Source organism: Chryseobacterium sp. GW821-FHT04C04, assembly GCF_059420365.1.
Map to the genome: position 1 here is coordinate 509843 of NZ_JBWKTO010000003.1, position 15122 is coordinate 524964.

Sequence of the window (15122 nt, forward strand, 5' to 3'; positions counted from 1 at the left end):
GGCGGAATCCGAAAAGCCATCAAAAGAGTAGGAATATACCAGATTAAAAATAATAATCATGTCTAAAATTGAAAACAACAACCCAATGACAGCAGAAGAAGTTTTAAGACTTAGAGCTGTTAAAGCAAAATCAACTGAAAAACCAGAAGTAATTGAAAAATTATTTAAGCTGGCTCCCGCTATGGAAACTATTAACGGAAGAACTTTTCCTAAAGGAATGAAAACAATAGGAATGCCTATGGATGAAAAAACAGCAGAAAACCGATCACTGGAAACTGATCATTTCTATCCTACCCATGCTGATTTTGAATACAATCCCAAACTGGAACCCAAAAGAGACCGTAAACCTAAATTTATCGACAGAGATTCTTTCCTGACTCCTGAAAATGCAAGAACTATTTTTGGAGCAGATCAAAGAAAAGTATATAATTCTACAGCCTATCCATGGAGATGTGTCGGCAGAGTAGAAAGCTCTTTAGGATCAGGAAGCGGTGTCATGATTGGACCAAGACACCTTCTTACCTGTTCTCATATTGTAGACTGGCAGCCCAATAATACTACAGGATGGCTGAAATTCACGCCAATGTATTACAACGGAAGCGCTCCTTACGGAACAGCCTGGGGTACATTAACGTATTACAAGTATAAAGTAGCAGGTCCTTCTATTGATTCAACAGAAATACAATACGATTATGTAGTGATTGTGTTAGACAGACCTATCGGAAACAGCACAGGCTGGTTAGGCTCAAAATCATATTCCGATTCTTGGGATGGAGGTGCTTACTGGACTCACGCAGGATATCCGGGAGACCTTACAGGAACCCAAAGACCCACCTACCAAACAGGAATCGCGCTGGACGGAGACTTCTGGAGTGCAGATGACAACGAAAGCATGAGCCATAAAGCAGATATATGGCCTGGACAAAGCGGGGGTCCTTTCTGGGGATATTGGGACGGTTCTCCGTATGCCGTGGCCACTCAAAGCGCTCATAATCCGAGTGATAACTTTGCAAGTGGAGGCTCAGATTTGGTGAATCTGGTCATCAGAGCAAGAAATGAACATCCTTAATTTATTTTTAGTTTCAATCAAAAGTCTACCTTTCGGGGTAGACTTTTTTTGTGATCCTATTCTGTTTTTGAATAACAAGTATATTAGTACTAAAAAGAAAACTTTTTAGGCTTATTTAAAAACAAGAAAAAATATTTATTTTGTTTCATAAAACGGTTCAATAAGTTCATTGAGTGATGAAGCAGATCCAAACAAAATGCTTGATTTATTTCAAAAATTTGCTGAAATTTTTAAGCCTAACAATAATAGTTAATTGGATCTTTTTATATAGAATACCAATAGTAAAATACTGAAGATTTAGATTATAGATTATCTAGAAACTATATAAAAACTAATAAAATATTTAACACAAATGATTAAATAAGACCTATTTAGAATAGTCGATGTTAATAACTTTTTTTTGTGAATAATTTAAGAACAGTTTGATAACAAAAGTTATTATCAATAAAGGATTTCAATAAAATGGTGTTACCATATTTCCTGCTCTTCAGTGTTTATGGTTATAAAAAATTTATGGAGGAATGAATGAACCATTGAATATTTGTACGTACATTTGTTCAACAAAATGATATATCAAAATGATATTTTTTCTTTTTAAAAAAGAAAAAACCTCCATAAAGGAGGCTTTTGGCTAGAACAGTTCTTATCTATTTTTTGAACGAGACTGAATCGTATCATAAAGTTGAATAAGAATTACTACGAGTTCTAGTAAATTAGAAAAATCTTCCATTATGGAAAAATTATAAACTCGAGGGCTCAATCTCGAGTTTATTAGTTATCAAAGGTATTAAAGACTTTGTGTATTAAAAAGTCGACTATCTAAAAAGTTTTCCACATTTACATAGAACACAGATGAATAGGCAATTTATAATAACTTTTGAACAATGATTATCAAATCTGCTTCTTAAATATTAAACAATGTTTTATATAAGTCGATTAATAAAGGACAAAAATATTAAACATTAATTTTATTTCTTTTGATTCTGTAATTCGTCAACCAAATTTTATTACAACTCAAACCCTAATTAAATTCAATAATTTATGAAAAGGTGTAGTGTTGGAACTTGGGAAATGAATATATCAATTAACTGGAATAGAGCTTTGGATTCTGATAAAAATTAATTCTAACGATTTTTTATAGTCTCAAAAAACGATATTAAATTTTCTTCTATTTGTTATTTTATCATGTTAAATTGTAGATTATTATCTTCTTTTGGAATTGACAAGAACCCCCTTAATCCCTTACTCAAAAACGTATGATAAGGTGAACTGAAAGGTCAAAACTATCATTTTTCCCCTGTACTTTCGAATAATTAAAATATATCATAATTCTCAATATTTTAATACATTTGTTATTAAACATATTTCAGATGAATTTCGAGCAGATCAACTTACACCTTGAGGCTTACAAAGAGCATAACCAGATTCTGGATGCAGCAAAATATCTGATCCATTCTTTTGATCTTGAACACGAAAACTTTGCCGGGTTTGGATTCAGGGAAGAACTTTCTCCCACTTCAATGCTTCTTACAGCAGAGGGAGGTCTGGGTGGGCCGCAAACCGTAATGATCCCAAGAAATTTATTTGATTTTGACCTGAACCTTGTCCTGAATATGGTGGCCCACGAGATGCTTCATGTAAGACAAAAAGCTCCCGGACAAGTCATTGAAGACAAAAATGAAAGAGAATTTCAGGCGTATTATGAGATGCTTTTTCACAGAGTATTTCCACAGATTCCGGAGGTTTCAGATTTTCATAAAAAATTCTTCGGCGGGAAAGCGTTGGAATATTACAAAAGAATGGGTGAAGGGTCAGTATTACAGCAAAAATATGCGGAACAGAAAACAGAAGTAGAACATTTAATCAACGAATTACCATGACAGTAAAACCAGACATCACCTGGGCAGATTTTGAAAAAATAGACATCAGATGCGGAACAATAATTTCAGTGAATGATTTTGAAAAAGCCAGAAACCCTTCTTACCAGCTGGAAATAGACTTTGGAGATCTGGGAATCAGAAAATCATCGGCACAAATTACTTCTCTTTATGAAAAAGAGGAACTGATAGGAAAACAGATTTTAGCCGTGGTTAATTTCCCTAAAAAGCAGATTGCCAACTTCTTCAGTGAGTGTCTTGTTTTGGGATTGTATGGTGATGATAAAAAAGATGTTACTCTTTTAGCCCCTTCATTGCCAACAAAAAACGGAATGCAGGTAGGATAGACACCAACAAAAACATGATACAGAACATACCCTTAGAAAGAGTTTTATTCCTTGATATTGAGACCGTTCCACAGTCAGGATCCTGGGACGAATTATCCGAAACAGAGCAATATCTGTGGGACAAGAAGACCCGATTCCAGAGAAAAGAAGAGATCTCGGCAGAAGAATTTTATGAACGTGCCGGCATTATGGCCGAGTTTGGAAAAATCATCTGCATCACCATCGGGATGATTGAAAAGAATGATACTTTAAAAATAAAAAGCTTTTCCGGGCATGATGAAAAGAAAATGCTTCAGGAATTTGGAGAAATTTTCAACAGCCCCAGACTCTATAATGTCATTCTGTGTGCTCACAACGGAAAGGAATTTGATTTCCCCTGGATTGCCAGACGATACCTTATCAACGGAATGCAGCCCCCGGCTCCGTTTCAGATGTTTGGAAAAAAGCCCTGGGAGATTCCTCATATAGACACTATGGAACTGTGGAAGTTCGGGGATTATAAGAGTTTTATATCACTGGAATTACTGGCTCATGTCTTTGGTATTCCCACTCCGAAAGATGATATTGACGGCTCAATGGTTTCATCAATTTACTACATAGAAAAAGACTTGCAGAGAATTGTTGACTATTGTGAAAAAGATGTCTTAACTTTGGCAAATATTTTCCGGCGCATGCGTCAGGAAGATTTGTTGAAAAGGAATATCAATCTAGATTAAAAAATGAAATTTACAGACGATCAAATTGCTGACATTGGTGAGGAAATCATTGGTGTGCTAAAAACCGTATATGACCCCGAAATTCCGGTAGATATTTACGAATTAGGACTGATTTATGATGTCCAGATCTCCGATGATGCTGACGTAAAAATTATAATGACACTTACGACTCCTAACTGTCCTGTTGCAGAAACACTACCGCAGGAAGTAAAAGATAAAGTGGCTGAAGTAGAGAATGTAAAAAGTGTAGATTTAGAGCTTACTTTTGAACCGAGCTGGAATAAGGATATGATGAGTGAAGAAGCGAAGTTTGAACTGGGAATGCTTTAATTACTCTTAACAATATAAAACCCCGAAAGAATTCTTTCGGGGTTTTTGTTTTTTAAATATCTGTTGCAATTTCTTTCCCTTCTCTCCTGCTCCACTCACTCCAGGATCCTACATACAAATCCGGCATTGGAAAACCGGCATAATCCAGAGCCAAAATAGTATGGCATGCTGTAACGCCAGATCCACAGTGAATGATCAGATGCTCAGGGTTATTTTTTAATAACTGGCTGTATTTTTCTTTTAAAACTACCGGACTCAGAAAATTACCGTTTTCATCAAGGTTTTCAGAAAAAGGAATATTGATCGCTCCCGGAATATGTCCGGCAACAAGATCTATTGGTTCAGACTCACCTCTGTATCGATAGGCATCTCTTACATCAATGACAGTAGAAGAATTGTCTGCCAGATCATTTTCAACAATCTCCAGGCTCGAAATCGGAAGGTTCCACTGATTTTTTTCAATCAAAACCGCCTTATTAAAGACTTCTTCTCCTGAAGAAAATTCAAAGTTATTTTTTTCGGCTGCCTGCATTCCGCCATCTAGAACCTGAACATTTGCAAGACCGAAAGATCTTAACATCCACCATGCTCTTGCTGCTGCATTCGAAGCATTTTTATCATCATACACAACAACGTGAGAGTTCTCATCGATCCCAAGGTTTGACAATGTTTCAGCAAACTTTTCTACAGAAGGAAGCGGATGTCTTCCACCAAAAGCAGCATCTTCTCCTATCTCAGCCAGATCTTTATCCAGATCAATAAATCTAGCTCCTTTAATATGCTTTTCAAGATAGTTTTGCTTTACCTCTTTTCCTGTTCTTGCATCAAGAATGATAAGATTTTCTGTGGAAAGTTTTTTTAATTCGGAAGGTGAGATGATTGGAGACATTTTGTTGATTTTGGGGTTAATTTGATTATGTTTTGGCTAAAGCCATGTGTATCTTAATATAGTAAAGCGGGCTAAAGCCCGCTCCTATTGATTTTTTTATTCTTTACAACTATTTAAAAATGAAAAATATCCTTCGCTTTGTTATAAGAACTTTCAAAGTTCAGGAGGTTCAATTTATGTTCTGCTTTTTCAACACTCATAAAGTTGATCACCTGCTCGGTAGGCATATTTCCTACCAGATCATCTTTAGCCATAGGACAACCGCCGATTCCTTTGATGGCACTGTCAAATCTTCGGCAGCCTTTATCATAAGCCGCTTTTAATTTCGAGTAAGAATCTTCATAACGGTTATGAAAATGTCCTCCGAAGTTGATCTCAGGGTATTTTGAAGGTATCTTTTCGAACAAAAGAGCAATGGTTTCCGGAGTTGCCACACCCGTTGTATCTGACAATAAAATGTCTTTCACACCGATATCGGAGAATCTTTGTGCCCACTGGTCTACATCTTCCCATTTCCACATTTCACCGTAAGGATTCCCAAAAGCCATGGAAAAATAGATATTCAGCTGTTTTCCTTCACTTCTTGTCAGCTCAAGCATTTTAATAATCTCCTCAAAAGCTTCTCCCTGACTTTTATTGGTATTTCTATGCTGAAAGGTTTCAGAAATAGAAAACGGAAAGCCCAGAATATCTACAGATGAGTGTTTCAATGCTTTTTCGGCACCTCTATAGTTTCCGATAATTGCAGAAACTTTCGTTTTGGAACGTGATTTATCAATATTTTTAGCCACCTCATCAGAGTCAGCCATCTGTGGGATTGCTTTAGGAGAAACAAAACTCAGACAATCCAACACATCAAAGCCAACATCCATCAAGGAGTTGATATAATCTATTTTTTTATCGGTAGGGATAAACTCTCCCCATCCCTGCATGGCATCTCTAGGACATTCGGTAAGAAACATTGGTACTTTTTGATTTTCTCAAATATAATAAAACTAAACTACTTAGTATACTGTACATACAAATCTAGCACTATTTTGATTTTCAAAGTTTTATATCTGATTTATAATTTCAATCACTGATATTCACTCTCAAATAATGTATTCTCAGCATCAAATTTGCTAACTTTGTTAAAATTTATGATAAATCTGATGAGTACAATAGAATTCAACCCATTGTGGAAAGAGAAATTACTGAACCGTTTTCTTAGCTATGTAAAAATATATTCAACCAGCGATGCAGAAAGTGAAACAACACCTTCTACTCCGCGCCAGTGGGATATTGCCAACTATATTACTGAAGAACTGAAGACTATCGGTCTGGAAAATGTTTCAATTGATGAGCATGGTTATATTATGGGATATGTTCCTTCTAACCTTGAAAATGATGACAGACCTACTATCGGATTTATTTCACACTATGATACTTCACCGGATTTCAGTGGAGAAAATGTACAACCTCAGGTTTGGGAAAACTATGATGGAAATGATCTTCTTTTGAACCAGGCGACAGGATTCACATTATCTCCTTCAAGATTTGAAAGCTTAAAAAAATACATCGGGCAGACCTTAATTACTACTGACGGAACAACTCTTCTTGGTGCTGATGATAAGGCAGGTTGTGCAGAGATTGTAACTGCCGCTGAGTACCTTATCGCTCATCCGGAGATCAAACATGGGAGAATCGCTATAGGATTTACTCCTGATGAAGAAATCGGAAGAGGCGCTCATAAATTTGATGTTGCTAAATTTGGTGCAGAGTGGGCTTATACCATGGACGGTGGAGAAGTTGGAGAACTGGAATATGAAAACTTCAATGCTGCCGGAGCTGTTGTAAAAATCCACGGATTGAGCGTTCACCCCGGTTATGCTTACGGAAAAATGATCAATGCAGCTCTTTTAGCAGCTGAATTTGCTCAAACGCTTCCGGCTAACGAAACTCCTGCAACAACAAAAGGTTTTGACGGGTTCTATCATTTAATGGATATTACAGCAGATATCTCCGAAGCAAAACTTCAATACATCATCCGTGATCATGATGCAGATAAATTTGAAGCCAGAAAGAAATTCATGGAAGGGAAAATCGCTGAATTCAACCAGAAGCATGGTGAAGGAACCGCTGAAGTGGAGGTCAAAGAACAATACAGAAACATGAAGCAGCAGTTTGAAGGTAAAATGCACATTGTAGATCTTGCCGCAAAAGCAATGACTGAAGCTGGTATTGAGCCTAAGATCAAGGCGATCAGAGGAGGAACTGACGGTGCACAGCTTTCTTATATGGGACTTCCATGCCCAAATATTTTCGCAGGAGGAATCAACTTCCACGGACCATACGAGTATGTAGCATTGGAAAGTATGGAAAAAGCAACTGAAGTAATTATTAATATTGTAAAAGCGTAATAAATCATGAAAAAGGTCTTAGCATCAGCATTCATTTTCACTTTTATTTTCGGCAGCGCCCAGATTTCTGAATTTCAAAGGGCAGATTCCCGCTATGAAAGAAAGAAAGCGGCTCTGTATAACAAATATCCTAAGCCTAATGATTTAAAAACCAAGAAAGAATGGCTCCTGACGGAGGATAAAATTGCCGCCTACAAGGATGCTTTGGAAAAAGCTTCAGTTGAGGATAAGAAAATGATCGCTGCAGATCCACCCGCAAAAGGAAAGGTTACTAAAGAAGCTGAATACGATAAAGGTAAAGCCGCTTTCCAAAAGCTTTTATATGAAGCAGTGGATCTTGACTTTCTCAATTTTTCTTCAGATGCTTACAAAGCAACAATCACTTTTGTTGTAGACTCCAAAGGAAATGCTCTTGACCCCAACGTAAAAGGAAATAATGAAGATGTAAATGCATTCATTGAAGCCGCTTTTTACCGCATAAAAGACAAAGGCAAGTGGAAGCCGGCAGAAGATAAAGGAAAACCGGTATCCTCTACCGTTTCTATTCCTTTAGCATTGATTTTAAAAAAATAATCTATACAAACCCGCTCTCATCACAGCGGGTTTTTCATTTCCTATACCTTAGGAATTCATATTCCCTATTAGCGGGGAACACAATGTAAATTTCACTGAAAATCATTATGTTATTGACACTAATTTAATATGATTCTTTTGGGAGCGTTAAATAATTCATCTAAATTAGATAGAAACTTAAAATCACTGTTTATGAAAATGAAATCTAACCCCTTCACAATCAGCAGAAAATTTTATTTTTCTATTCTTTTTTCTATTTTCTGTTTGTTTCTTTTAACGTCTTGTTCTCAGGATGATCCACTGGATACTCCTGTTGAAAATTCTACAGAGTCTGCTCCTATGAAGACATTAGGAAAACTGACTTTACAGAAAAATGTTATTATCTTGAATGATGAATCGGTAAATGCAATTTCTGCCCACAATGAAAGGGAAATTACATTTAACCGCAGTACTCCGCAAACAGACAGTATTTTGGCAGGAACTGTTATTGTTGGTACAAAAGTAGAAGGTAATCAGGTGAGCACAATCCTTTCAAAAGTGAACGCTGTTTACAAATCAAATAACGGCTTCACGGTACAAACTTCCAGTGCAAAACTTGAAGAATTTATCTATAGCGGAACCCTGAGCGGAGTGTATGATCCATCAGATAAAGCGCCCGTTAATATTAATGGAAAAATGGTGAATTATGTTCCCGTAGAAGGTTTGGTTTCTCAGGAAATCAATCGTAAAATACTTTCTATTGAAGCCAGGAACCTCCAAAATCAAAAAGTAGTTGCTTTCAACCGTTTTGATTTTGATAAAACCTTTTCATTTCCCTTATCCTCAGCAGGAAATTCCAGCGTGAATGTAAAGGGCGGATTTACTCCAAAAATTGATTATAATATCACTTTTTCGTGGGGCCATTTATCTGATTTTTATGTCAACCTCATCATGGATGACATCAAACTTCAGAGCTCTGCAAGTATTGTAGGAAGCCTGGGCTATACAGCCAGCACGACAGATTATCTGAATATTCCTATCGTTCCTATTGTCCTGGGGCCTACGGGTCTTATTTTAAGCCCTACCCTTTCTGCAGGACCATTTCTTGGAGTGCAGGCAACAGGAAAAGTGCAGGGACAGCTTTTGGATCTTGAAGGAAATGCCAACTTCCTGATAAGCAAAAATCCGGCACTGAATATCAATCTTCAAAAGAAATCAGATCCCGCCATCACCGGTGTGGAAGGAAACTTATCTGCTGAAGCCGGTTTAGAGGCTAAAGGAGCCGTAGGGCTGCTGTTTATTTCTATTCCTATTGCCAATTCCGGATTAAGAGGAAGAGCTTCTGCTCTTTCATCTTTAGGGCTGACATTTATTCCTGAAAGAAAAGGAGTATTTTCTGTAAAAGGCAAAATTCAGGCAGATATGTTTTATGGTTTTGGAATAGCTCCTCTCAGGTATGAAGGGACTATCCCTCTTTTCAAAAAAGAATATCTGCTGTATCAAAAGGATTTCAGTTTCTAAAACAGAGCAGATCATTTATCTCATTATCAATAAGCCACTTCAAGAGTGGCTTATTTTAGTATAAAAAACACCATACATATAATTCATTTACAATTAATTAACGCAATTTTATTATATTTACAAGGATGTACAATTTTAAACTATAACATTTAATACCAAATTTAATCATGAAAAAAATGAAAAAACTTTTGAGAAAAGACTTATCTGCAATTCTAGGAAGCGGAGGCGGAGGCTGTCATATGGGAGGAAATTCCTATAATTGTCAGGATGACTGCCAGTGTGCCTGGGGAAATGCCTGTGAAATGTATGAAGATGGAAGTCCGGGACAATGCATCGCTGTAGGAGGTGGTGGAAATCCTGGCGGAGGAGGTGGATGCAATCCTCCTTCTATCTGTGAAGAGCAACCGTATTAGTAATAGAAAGCCGGAAGTAGTACTACTTCCGGCTTTTATTTTTCACCCGAAAACAGAACCTTGTCAAAGCATCTCTGCCGTTCATCAAATAAAATTTCACCCCATGTTTCATAATTGTTGTTTTGCATCAGATTTTTAACAACACTTAATTTATGAAGCAGCAATTTTTAGCCTTAAGCTCTTTATTATTGTGCATTTCCTGCACCATAGAGATGAAAGCACAGCAAGCTCCAGCTTTTCACATCGGAATAAAGGGAGGAACAAATTTTACAAAAACCTCCACGGAATCTTCTTCCTTGGAAGGAAAATACGGCTTCGGTTATCAGGCGGGAGTCATGACAAGAGTAGACCTGGGAAGCCTGTATGTACAAGGAGAAGCACTCTTCAACAAAAGGAAAACATCATTCGAGTCCCAAGACGGAAACTCTTCAAAACTTTCATGGAACGCTATTGATATCCCTGTAATGGTAGGATATAAATTCATTAAAACCGATGATTTCAATGTAAGGGTATTTGCCGGAGGAGTTTACAGCTATGCTTTTAATAATAATTTATCTACTTCTCAGGCTCTTCAGGAAGGTTTTAAAAAGTTTGACAAATCCAATATTGGTGTTACGGGAGGGGTAGGATTAGACTATAAAAATTTCACGGTAGATCTGAGGTATGAGACCGGCCTTACAAGCATTAGTAAAGAATTTAAGTCCAAACCCCATAGTTTTTCCCTCGGAATAGGGTATTTCCTGTTCTAAAAAACTTAAATTATCTTTACCTGTTAGAAACTGTTTTCCCTGCAGTTTCTAATTTTTTTATCAACCTATATCCAGTTCCATGACAAAATCTTTTGTTTTAAAAGAATACATATTTACTTTTATTTTCTGGCTTGTTCTCGCTATTGTATTATGGTGTAATTTTCAGACCACCACAGAAAATTATCTTGCAATGATACAAGCGGTTATCATTGTGAGTTTTTCTTTTACATTTACCCATTTTTTAACCAATAAACTTCTTCCAAAAGCCTTACAGGAAAAAAAAATGAAGCGGTTTCTGACCCAGGCAGTGATGGTGATTTTTATATTAAGCCTGATTTTCGCTATTGTTTTCACTTATCTTGAAGTTGCTCCCAAAGAGCAGCTTCCAAAAGATTTTTCGGAGCACCTCCCTTTTTTGTGGAAGGGCTTTTATATGTCTTTGCCCGCCTCATTTCTGATCAACGGAGCAGCATGCGGTATCAAGTTTTATAAAGAGCACGGAAGAATAGAACGTGATCATATTCTCCTTCAGCAGGCTCATCTGGAAAACCAGCTTAAGCTTTTGCAGGATCAGATCAATCCTCATGTGGTATTTAATATTCTGAATCATATTCATATTCTGATGAAAACGGATACGCAGCTGGCAGATTTTCTACTGATGAAATTTTCGGATATTCTCCGGTATCAGCTGTATCATTGTAACCAGGTCATGGTTCCTTTGGATAAAGATGTTGAATACCTTCAAAATCTTGTTGAGGTAGAAAAACTGAGATGGGGAAATGAGCTGGATGTGAAAGCAAACTGGGAAATTGGTAATAGGAAAGCTTTTATTGCTCCGTTACTTCTTGTTCCTTTCATCGAAAATGCATTTAAATACGTCTGCAGGCTGCCCGGTCATAAAGGATATATAAAAATCTCCTGTAAAGAAAAAGACAACCACCTCTATTTCTATGTTGAAAATTCTTATTCGGATATGGCAACTTATAAAAAGAAAGACGGAACAGGAGGAATTGGTCTTCAAAATGTAAAAAAACGTTTAAAACTACAATATCCGGATTCCCATGATCTGAAAATTGAAACGGATAATCATATCTTTACAATAACTTTACGACTAACGCTATCTGACCATCATGAGTAATACTATTCCTAAAATGAAATGCCTGATTATAGATGATGAACCTCTGGCAAGATTCCATCTTAAAGAACTGGCTGATCAGATTGACTTTTTATCGGTTGAAGGAACATGTGCCACAGCACTGGAAGCAGACGCCAAAGTAAAGGAGAATGAAATAGACCTCCTTTTCCTGGATATCAATATGCCTTATCTTTCCGGTCTGGAGTTTCTGGAGCAACTTGAAAATCCGCCTTTGTGTATTCTTACCACAGCTTATTCCGAATATGCTTTGGAAGGATTCCGTCTGCAGGTTGCGGATTATCTTTTAAAGCCTATTGCTTTTAATCGTTTTTATCAGGCAGTAAATAGGGCGCAACAGCAGTTTATCATCAGTGAAAAATTGAAAAAGAATACTTCACTGGATGATCCTTTTCTATACGTGAGGCAGTCTGATTCCTTTATTAAGGTTTCCTGGGTAGATATTCTCTACATTGAAAGTATGCAGAATTATACCAAGCTTCATTTTAAAGATAAATCGCTGATTATCCATCAGACGATGAAAGCTATTGAAGAATCACTTCCTTCAGATCACTTCTTCAGGATTCATAAGTCATACCTCATCAATATCACCCATATCGATATGATCTCCGGCGGGCGGCTTTTCATTAATAAAATTGAGCTTCCTATTTCCCGTACCCGAAAAGAAGAATTACTTAATCAGGTGGTATATAAGAAACTGATCAGCAAATAGCTGGAAGAGAGAAGCCGGAAGCTGGGAGTTATCAAATTCCCCGCCTCCGGCATTTTTTTATGGCAGATTCCAGCGCAGTGATACTGCAGCGTAGAATGTACTTGCAAATCTTGGGTCTGCTACTTTTTTGTCTCTGAAAATACTTTTGATCTTTCGGTCATTTTCGCTGAAGCTTCTCAGTATTGCTGTTCCACCTGTTAGACGTAACGTAAGTCTGTCATTGATTTTCAATTCTGGTCTAAGTCCTGCGGTGATCTGCTGGTAACCCAGCAACATAGATTTTCCGCCTACATTTCTCTCTACAGTCATCCCATTGAGGTCTACAACAGCTTTTAAAGCAAATTTGTCTGAAAACAGATAACCGGCTTCCATACCTTGTGGGAAATTGAGGCTGAATTTTATCTTTCCATTCGTTTTCCAGTCAAAATAAATCCAGGGTAAAATCATAGGAACTCCAAAAGCAGTGGTAAGTACCGGTCCTCCACCCAATGAAAGATTAGGATTAAAATGTCTGATAAACAAAATTCCTCCCTGTCCCAGTACATCATCAAAATTGACTCTTTCAAGATCTGTATAAACTCCCACGGATGCAGTCATCATCATACTCCACTTTTTACCCAAAGGTCTCATATGCTGTATTCCGACTTGCGCATTCAGCATCTGATCCGGAAATAATTGGGTTTCGTAATTTTTGTGTGTCATCTTTGCATAAGACCCGCTCAGCAGCATAGACCACGATCTTACTTTCCCATCGGTATCTTTTTTTACAGATAACGGAATACTCAGGTTAAGATCAATCCTTTTAAAATCACTTTTAGAATTTGTTTTTGTGCTGTCTTCAGGGCGGATATAGTTGGAGTCCGGAATATATTCTGTTTTCAGCTCTGCAGATAGCCCGGATTGTGCACTTACCCAATACCCTAATGGCATTAAGCAGCATAAAACCGTCGAAAGGGTTCTTTTCATATTTTAAATTTTATGCAAAGAGAACCCTTTGGCCATTTTTTACAAAAATTACTTGATTAAGTGTCCGGATAGTATGACAACAGGATCAAATAAGAGGATTAGTTTTTCAATACCCTATTTTGTTGTATCAGAACAGATACTTAAGCTGTTGCTTTTTGAGCCTTAAAAATACGGTATCCGAACCACACTGCGATTAATGCCATTGCAGAGCGTGTCACCACCATCGGAATGATAGAATCTGCTTCTAAAAGACCTATCAGTCCTGACATTAAGAAGGTAACCATCAACTGCATGAATCCAAGTAATGCAGCCGCTGTTCCTCTTCCTTCTTTAAATGGAGATAGTGCATGAGCTGAGGTGATAGGAAACAAAATACCGATTGCCAGTAATGACAGATAAAGCATTGCAATTTCCAAGGCTACAGAAACGTTTTCTGCAGCAATCAGAATATGGAGAGAACACACCACCAGTAGGACAATGGTAGCCGTAAATAAAAGCGTTGAGTTGCTTATTCTTTTGATCAGCTTAGGGGTAATATATGCCGCGGTTATCAAGGCCAGGGAGTTAAAAGCAAATATAAAACTGAACACACCGCTTGAGAAACCATGGAGTTCCATAAATAGGAAGGGGGCATTCGAAATGTAAATAATAAGGGATGCAAAAGCAAGACTTCCCACCATTGTACTGTTGATAAAATCTTTGTTGGAAATGATCATTTTCAGCTGATCTTTTAATCCTTTTTCATTCAACAGTTCACCATCCGGAAGATTAATTCTGTTATTGGTTTCCGGTACATATTTGTAAACCATGAAAAGCGTTATCAGTCCCATGATGCATAAAAAAGCGAAAGAACTGTTCCAGCCCCAGAATTTAAGGAAAACACTTCCCAATAATGGTGCAACAATAGGTGCGATACCACTGATCTGAGACTGCTGGGAAAAGATCGTTACCGATTTTTGTTTATCGTAAAGATCAATAATGATAGCCCTGCCAATAACGATTCCGGCACTTCCTCCGAACGCCTGCAGAAAACGCATTGCCCATAAAACATAAATATCTGAGGTAAAATAGATGGCCGTAGCTCCTATAATAAAAAGTAAAAGTCCACAATACAGCATGGGTTTACGCCCTTTTTTGTCAGATAAAGGCCCCCATAACAGCTGTCCGAAAGCAAACCCGGCAAAGAACACCGAAATGGAGATCTGGATATGACCGATATCGGTATTAAAGATTTTAGCCATACTTGGGAAAGCGGGAAGATAAAGATCTATACTTAGCGACTCCAATGTGTTGAGCAGTGCAAGAATAAACACTACAATATTCAAATTCTTCTTCATAAATAACATAAGCCCTCACGGGTGATTTTTCAGTTGCAAAGTTGCTGTAAAAAGCTTAGTTTTTCAATAAAAGAACTGAAGGAAGAATAGCA

16 protein-coding genes are annotated in these 15122 nt (G+C 37.3%); 12 read left to right on the top strand and 4 right to left on the bottom strand.

What is annotated here, in order from left to right; genetic code table 11:
* The first annotated feature begins 58 nt into the window (after positions 1-58).
* The 5 genes from AC07UM_RS12125 to AC07UM_RS12145 all read left to right on the top strand — a co-directional run bounded on the left by AC07UM_RS12125 (position 59) and on the right by AC07UM_RS12145 (position 4339).
* A complete protein-coding gene (locus AC07UM_RS12125; protein WP_494683268.1) occupies positions 59-1069 on the top strand; it encodes a trypsin-like serine peptidase in 1011 nt (336 codons plus the stop codon).
* Between the two features lie 1370 nt (positions 1070-2439).
* Positions 2440-2949 (top strand): hypothetical protein, encoded by a 510-nt coding sequence (locus tag AC07UM_RS12130; protein ID WP_076595105.1) that lies wholly within the window; start codon positions 2440-2442, stop codon positions 2947-2949.
* Complete coding sequence (locus AC07UM_RS12135; RefSeq protein WP_494683267.1) at positions 2946-3293, top strand: tRNA-binding protein; 348 nt, start codon at positions 2946-2948, stop codon at positions 3291-3293. Before AC07UM_RS12130 ends, AC07UM_RS12135 begins: the two co-directional genes overlap by 4 nt.
* A gap of 14 nt (positions 3294-3307) precedes the next feature.
* Positions 3308-4009 carry a 3'-5' exonuclease gene (locus tag AC07UM_RS12140; protein WP_494683266.1) on the top strand — a complete coding sequence of 234 codons (702 nt, stop codon included), beginning with the start codon at positions 3308-3310 and terminating at the stop codon, positions 4007-4009.
* A 3-nt stretch (positions 4010-4012) separates the two neighbouring features.
* Positions 4013-4339, top strand: a complete 327-nt coding sequence (locus AC07UM_RS12145; protein ID WP_034691980.1) for an SUF system Fe-S cluster assembly protein — start codon at positions 4013-4015, stop codon at positions 4337-4339.
* Between the two features lie 52 nt (positions 4340-4391).
* On the opposite strand, the gene AC07UM_RS12150 is transcribed toward AC07UM_RS12145, so the two are convergent.
* Together AC07UM_RS12150 and AC07UM_RS12155 are read right to left on the bottom strand one after the other, a co-directional pair.
* Positions 4392-5228 carry a sulfurtransferase gene (locus AC07UM_RS12150; RefSeq protein WP_494683265.1) on the bottom strand — a complete coding sequence of 279 codons (837 nt, stop codon included), beginning with the start codon at positions 5226-5228 and terminating at the stop codon, positions 4392-4394.
* A gap of 113 nt (positions 5229-5341) precedes the next feature.
* Positions 5342-6190, bottom strand: coding sequence for a hydroxymethylglutaryl-CoA lyase (locus AC07UM_RS12155; protein WP_494683264.1), 849 nt, complete (start codon positions 6188-6190; stop codon positions 5342-5344).
* A gap of 189 nt (positions 6191-6379) precedes the next feature.
* Between AC07UM_RS12155 and pepT the strand changes: the two genes are divergently transcribed.
* The 7 genes from pepT (at position 6380) to AC07UM_RS12190 (ending at position 12727) form a co-directional block, all read left to right on the top strand.
* Positions 6380-7627 (top strand): peptidase T, encoded by a 1248-nt coding sequence (gene pepT, locus AC07UM_RS12160; RefSeq protein WP_494683263.1) that lies wholly within the window; start codon positions 6380-6382, stop codon positions 7625-7627.
* 6 nt (positions 7628-7633) lie between these two features.
* Positions 7634-8200: a hypothetical protein gene (locus tag AC07UM_RS12165; RefSeq protein ID WP_494683262.1), complete on the top strand. Its 567-nt coding sequence runs from the start codon at positions 7634-7636 to the stop codon at positions 8198-8200.
* Between the two features lie 192 nt (positions 8201-8392).
* Entirely contained in the window at positions 8393-9700 is a 1308-nt protein-coding gene (locus tag AC07UM_RS12170; RefSeq protein ID WP_494683261.1) for a hypothetical protein, read from the top strand.
* Positions 9701-9876: 176 nt separating this feature from the next.
* On the top strand, positions 9877-10113 hold the full coding sequence (locus AC07UM_RS12175) for a hypothetical protein (RefSeq protein ID WP_494683260.1): 237 nt from the start codon (positions 9877-9879) through the stop codon (positions 10111-10113).
* A gap of 152 nt (positions 10114-10265) precedes the next feature.
* Positions 10266-10862 carry a porin family protein gene (locus tag AC07UM_RS12180; RefSeq protein ID WP_494683259.1) on the top strand — a complete coding sequence of 199 codons (597 nt, stop codon included), beginning with the start codon at positions 10266-10268 and terminating at the stop codon, positions 10860-10862.
* Positions 10863-10941: 79 nt separating this feature from the next.
* The gene (locus AC07UM_RS12185; protein WP_494683258.1) at positions 10942-12000 is read left to right on the top strand and encodes a sensor histidine kinase; all 1059 of its coding nucleotides are present in this window, start codon (positions 10942-10944) and stop codon (positions 11998-12000) included.
* The gene (locus tag AC07UM_RS12190; protein ID WP_494683257.1) at positions 11993-12727 is read left to right on the top strand and encodes a LytR/AlgR family response regulator transcription factor; all 735 of its coding nucleotides are present in this window, start codon (positions 11993-11995) and stop codon (positions 12725-12727) included. Before AC07UM_RS12185 ends, AC07UM_RS12190 begins: the two co-directional genes overlap by 8 nt.
* 57 nt (positions 12728-12784) lie before the next feature.
* Here the strand turns inward: AC07UM_RS12190 and AC07UM_RS12195 are convergent, their stop codons facing one another.
* Positions 12785-13693 (bottom strand): DUF6268 family outer membrane beta-barrel protein, encoded by a 909-nt coding sequence (locus tag AC07UM_RS12195; protein ID WP_494683256.1) that lies wholly within the window; start codon positions 13691-13693, stop codon positions 12785-12787.
* 140 nt (positions 13694-13833) lie between these two features.
* Positions 13834-15030, bottom strand: a complete 1197-nt coding sequence (locus AC07UM_RS12200) for a multidrug effflux MFS transporter (RefSeq protein ID WP_494683255.1) — start codon at positions 15028-15030, stop codon at positions 13834-13836.
* Positions 15031-15122 lie beyond the last annotated feature (92 nt).

Coding starts and splice junctions, on each gene's coding strand:
- AC07UM_RS12195 (WP_494683256.1), bottom strand. CDS start 13,693: ATGAAAAGAACCCTTTCGACGGTTTTATGCTGCTTAATGCCATTAGGG.
- AC07UM_RS12190 (WP_494683257.1), top strand. CDS start 11,993: ATGAGTAATACTATTCCTAAAATGAAATGCCTGATTATAGATGATGAA.
- AC07UM_RS12165 (WP_494683262.1), top strand. CDS start 7,634: ATGAAAAAGGTCTTAGCATCAGCATTCATTTTCACTTTTATTTTCGGC.
- AC07UM_RS12155 (WP_494683264.1), bottom strand. CDS start 6,190: ATGTTTCTTACCGAATGTCCTAGAGATGCCATGCAGGGATGGGGAGAG.
- AC07UM_RS12150 (WP_494683265.1), bottom strand. CDS start 5,228: ATGTCTCCAATCATCTCACCTTCCGAATTAAAAAAACTTTCCACAGAA.
- AC07UM_RS12175 (WP_494683260.1), top strand. CDS start 9,877: ATGAAAAAACTTTTGAGAAAAGACTTATCTGCAATTCTAGGAAGCGGA.
- AC07UM_RS12135 (WP_494683267.1), top strand. CDS start 2,946: ATGACAGTAAAACCAGACATCACCTGGGCAGATTTTGAAAAAATAGAC.
- AC07UM_RS12185 (WP_494683258.1), top strand. CDS start 10,942: ATGACAAAATCTTTTGTTTTAAAAGAATACATATTTACTTTTATTTTC.
- AC07UM_RS12130 (WP_076595105.1), top strand. CDS start 2,440: ATGAATTTCGAGCAGATCAACTTACACCTTGAGGCTTACAAAGAGCAT.
- AC07UM_RS12200 (WP_494683255.1), bottom strand. CDS start 15,030: ATGAAGAAGAATTTGAATATTGTAGTGTTTATTCTTGCACTGCTCAAC.
- pepT (WP_494683263.1), top strand. CDS start 6,380: ATGAGTACAATAGAATTCAACCCATTGTGGAAAGAGAAATTACTGAAC.
- AC07UM_RS12140 (WP_494683266.1), top strand. CDS start 3,308: ATGATACAGAACATACCCTTAGAAAGAGTTTTATTCCTTGATATTGAG.
- AC07UM_RS12170 (WP_494683261.1), top strand. CDS start 8,393: ATGAAAATGAAATCTAACCCCTTCACAATCAGCAGAAAATTTTATTTT.
- AC07UM_RS12180 (WP_494683259.1), top strand. CDS start 10,266: ATGAAGCAGCAATTTTTAGCCTTAAGCTCTTTATTATTGTGCATTTCC.
- AC07UM_RS12145 (WP_034691980.1), top strand. CDS start 4,013: ATGAAATTTACAGACGATCAAATTGCTGACATTGGTGAGGAAATCATT.
- AC07UM_RS12125 (WP_494683268.1), top strand. CDS start 59: ATGTCTAAAATTGAAAACAACAACCCAATGACAGCAGAAGAAGTTTTA.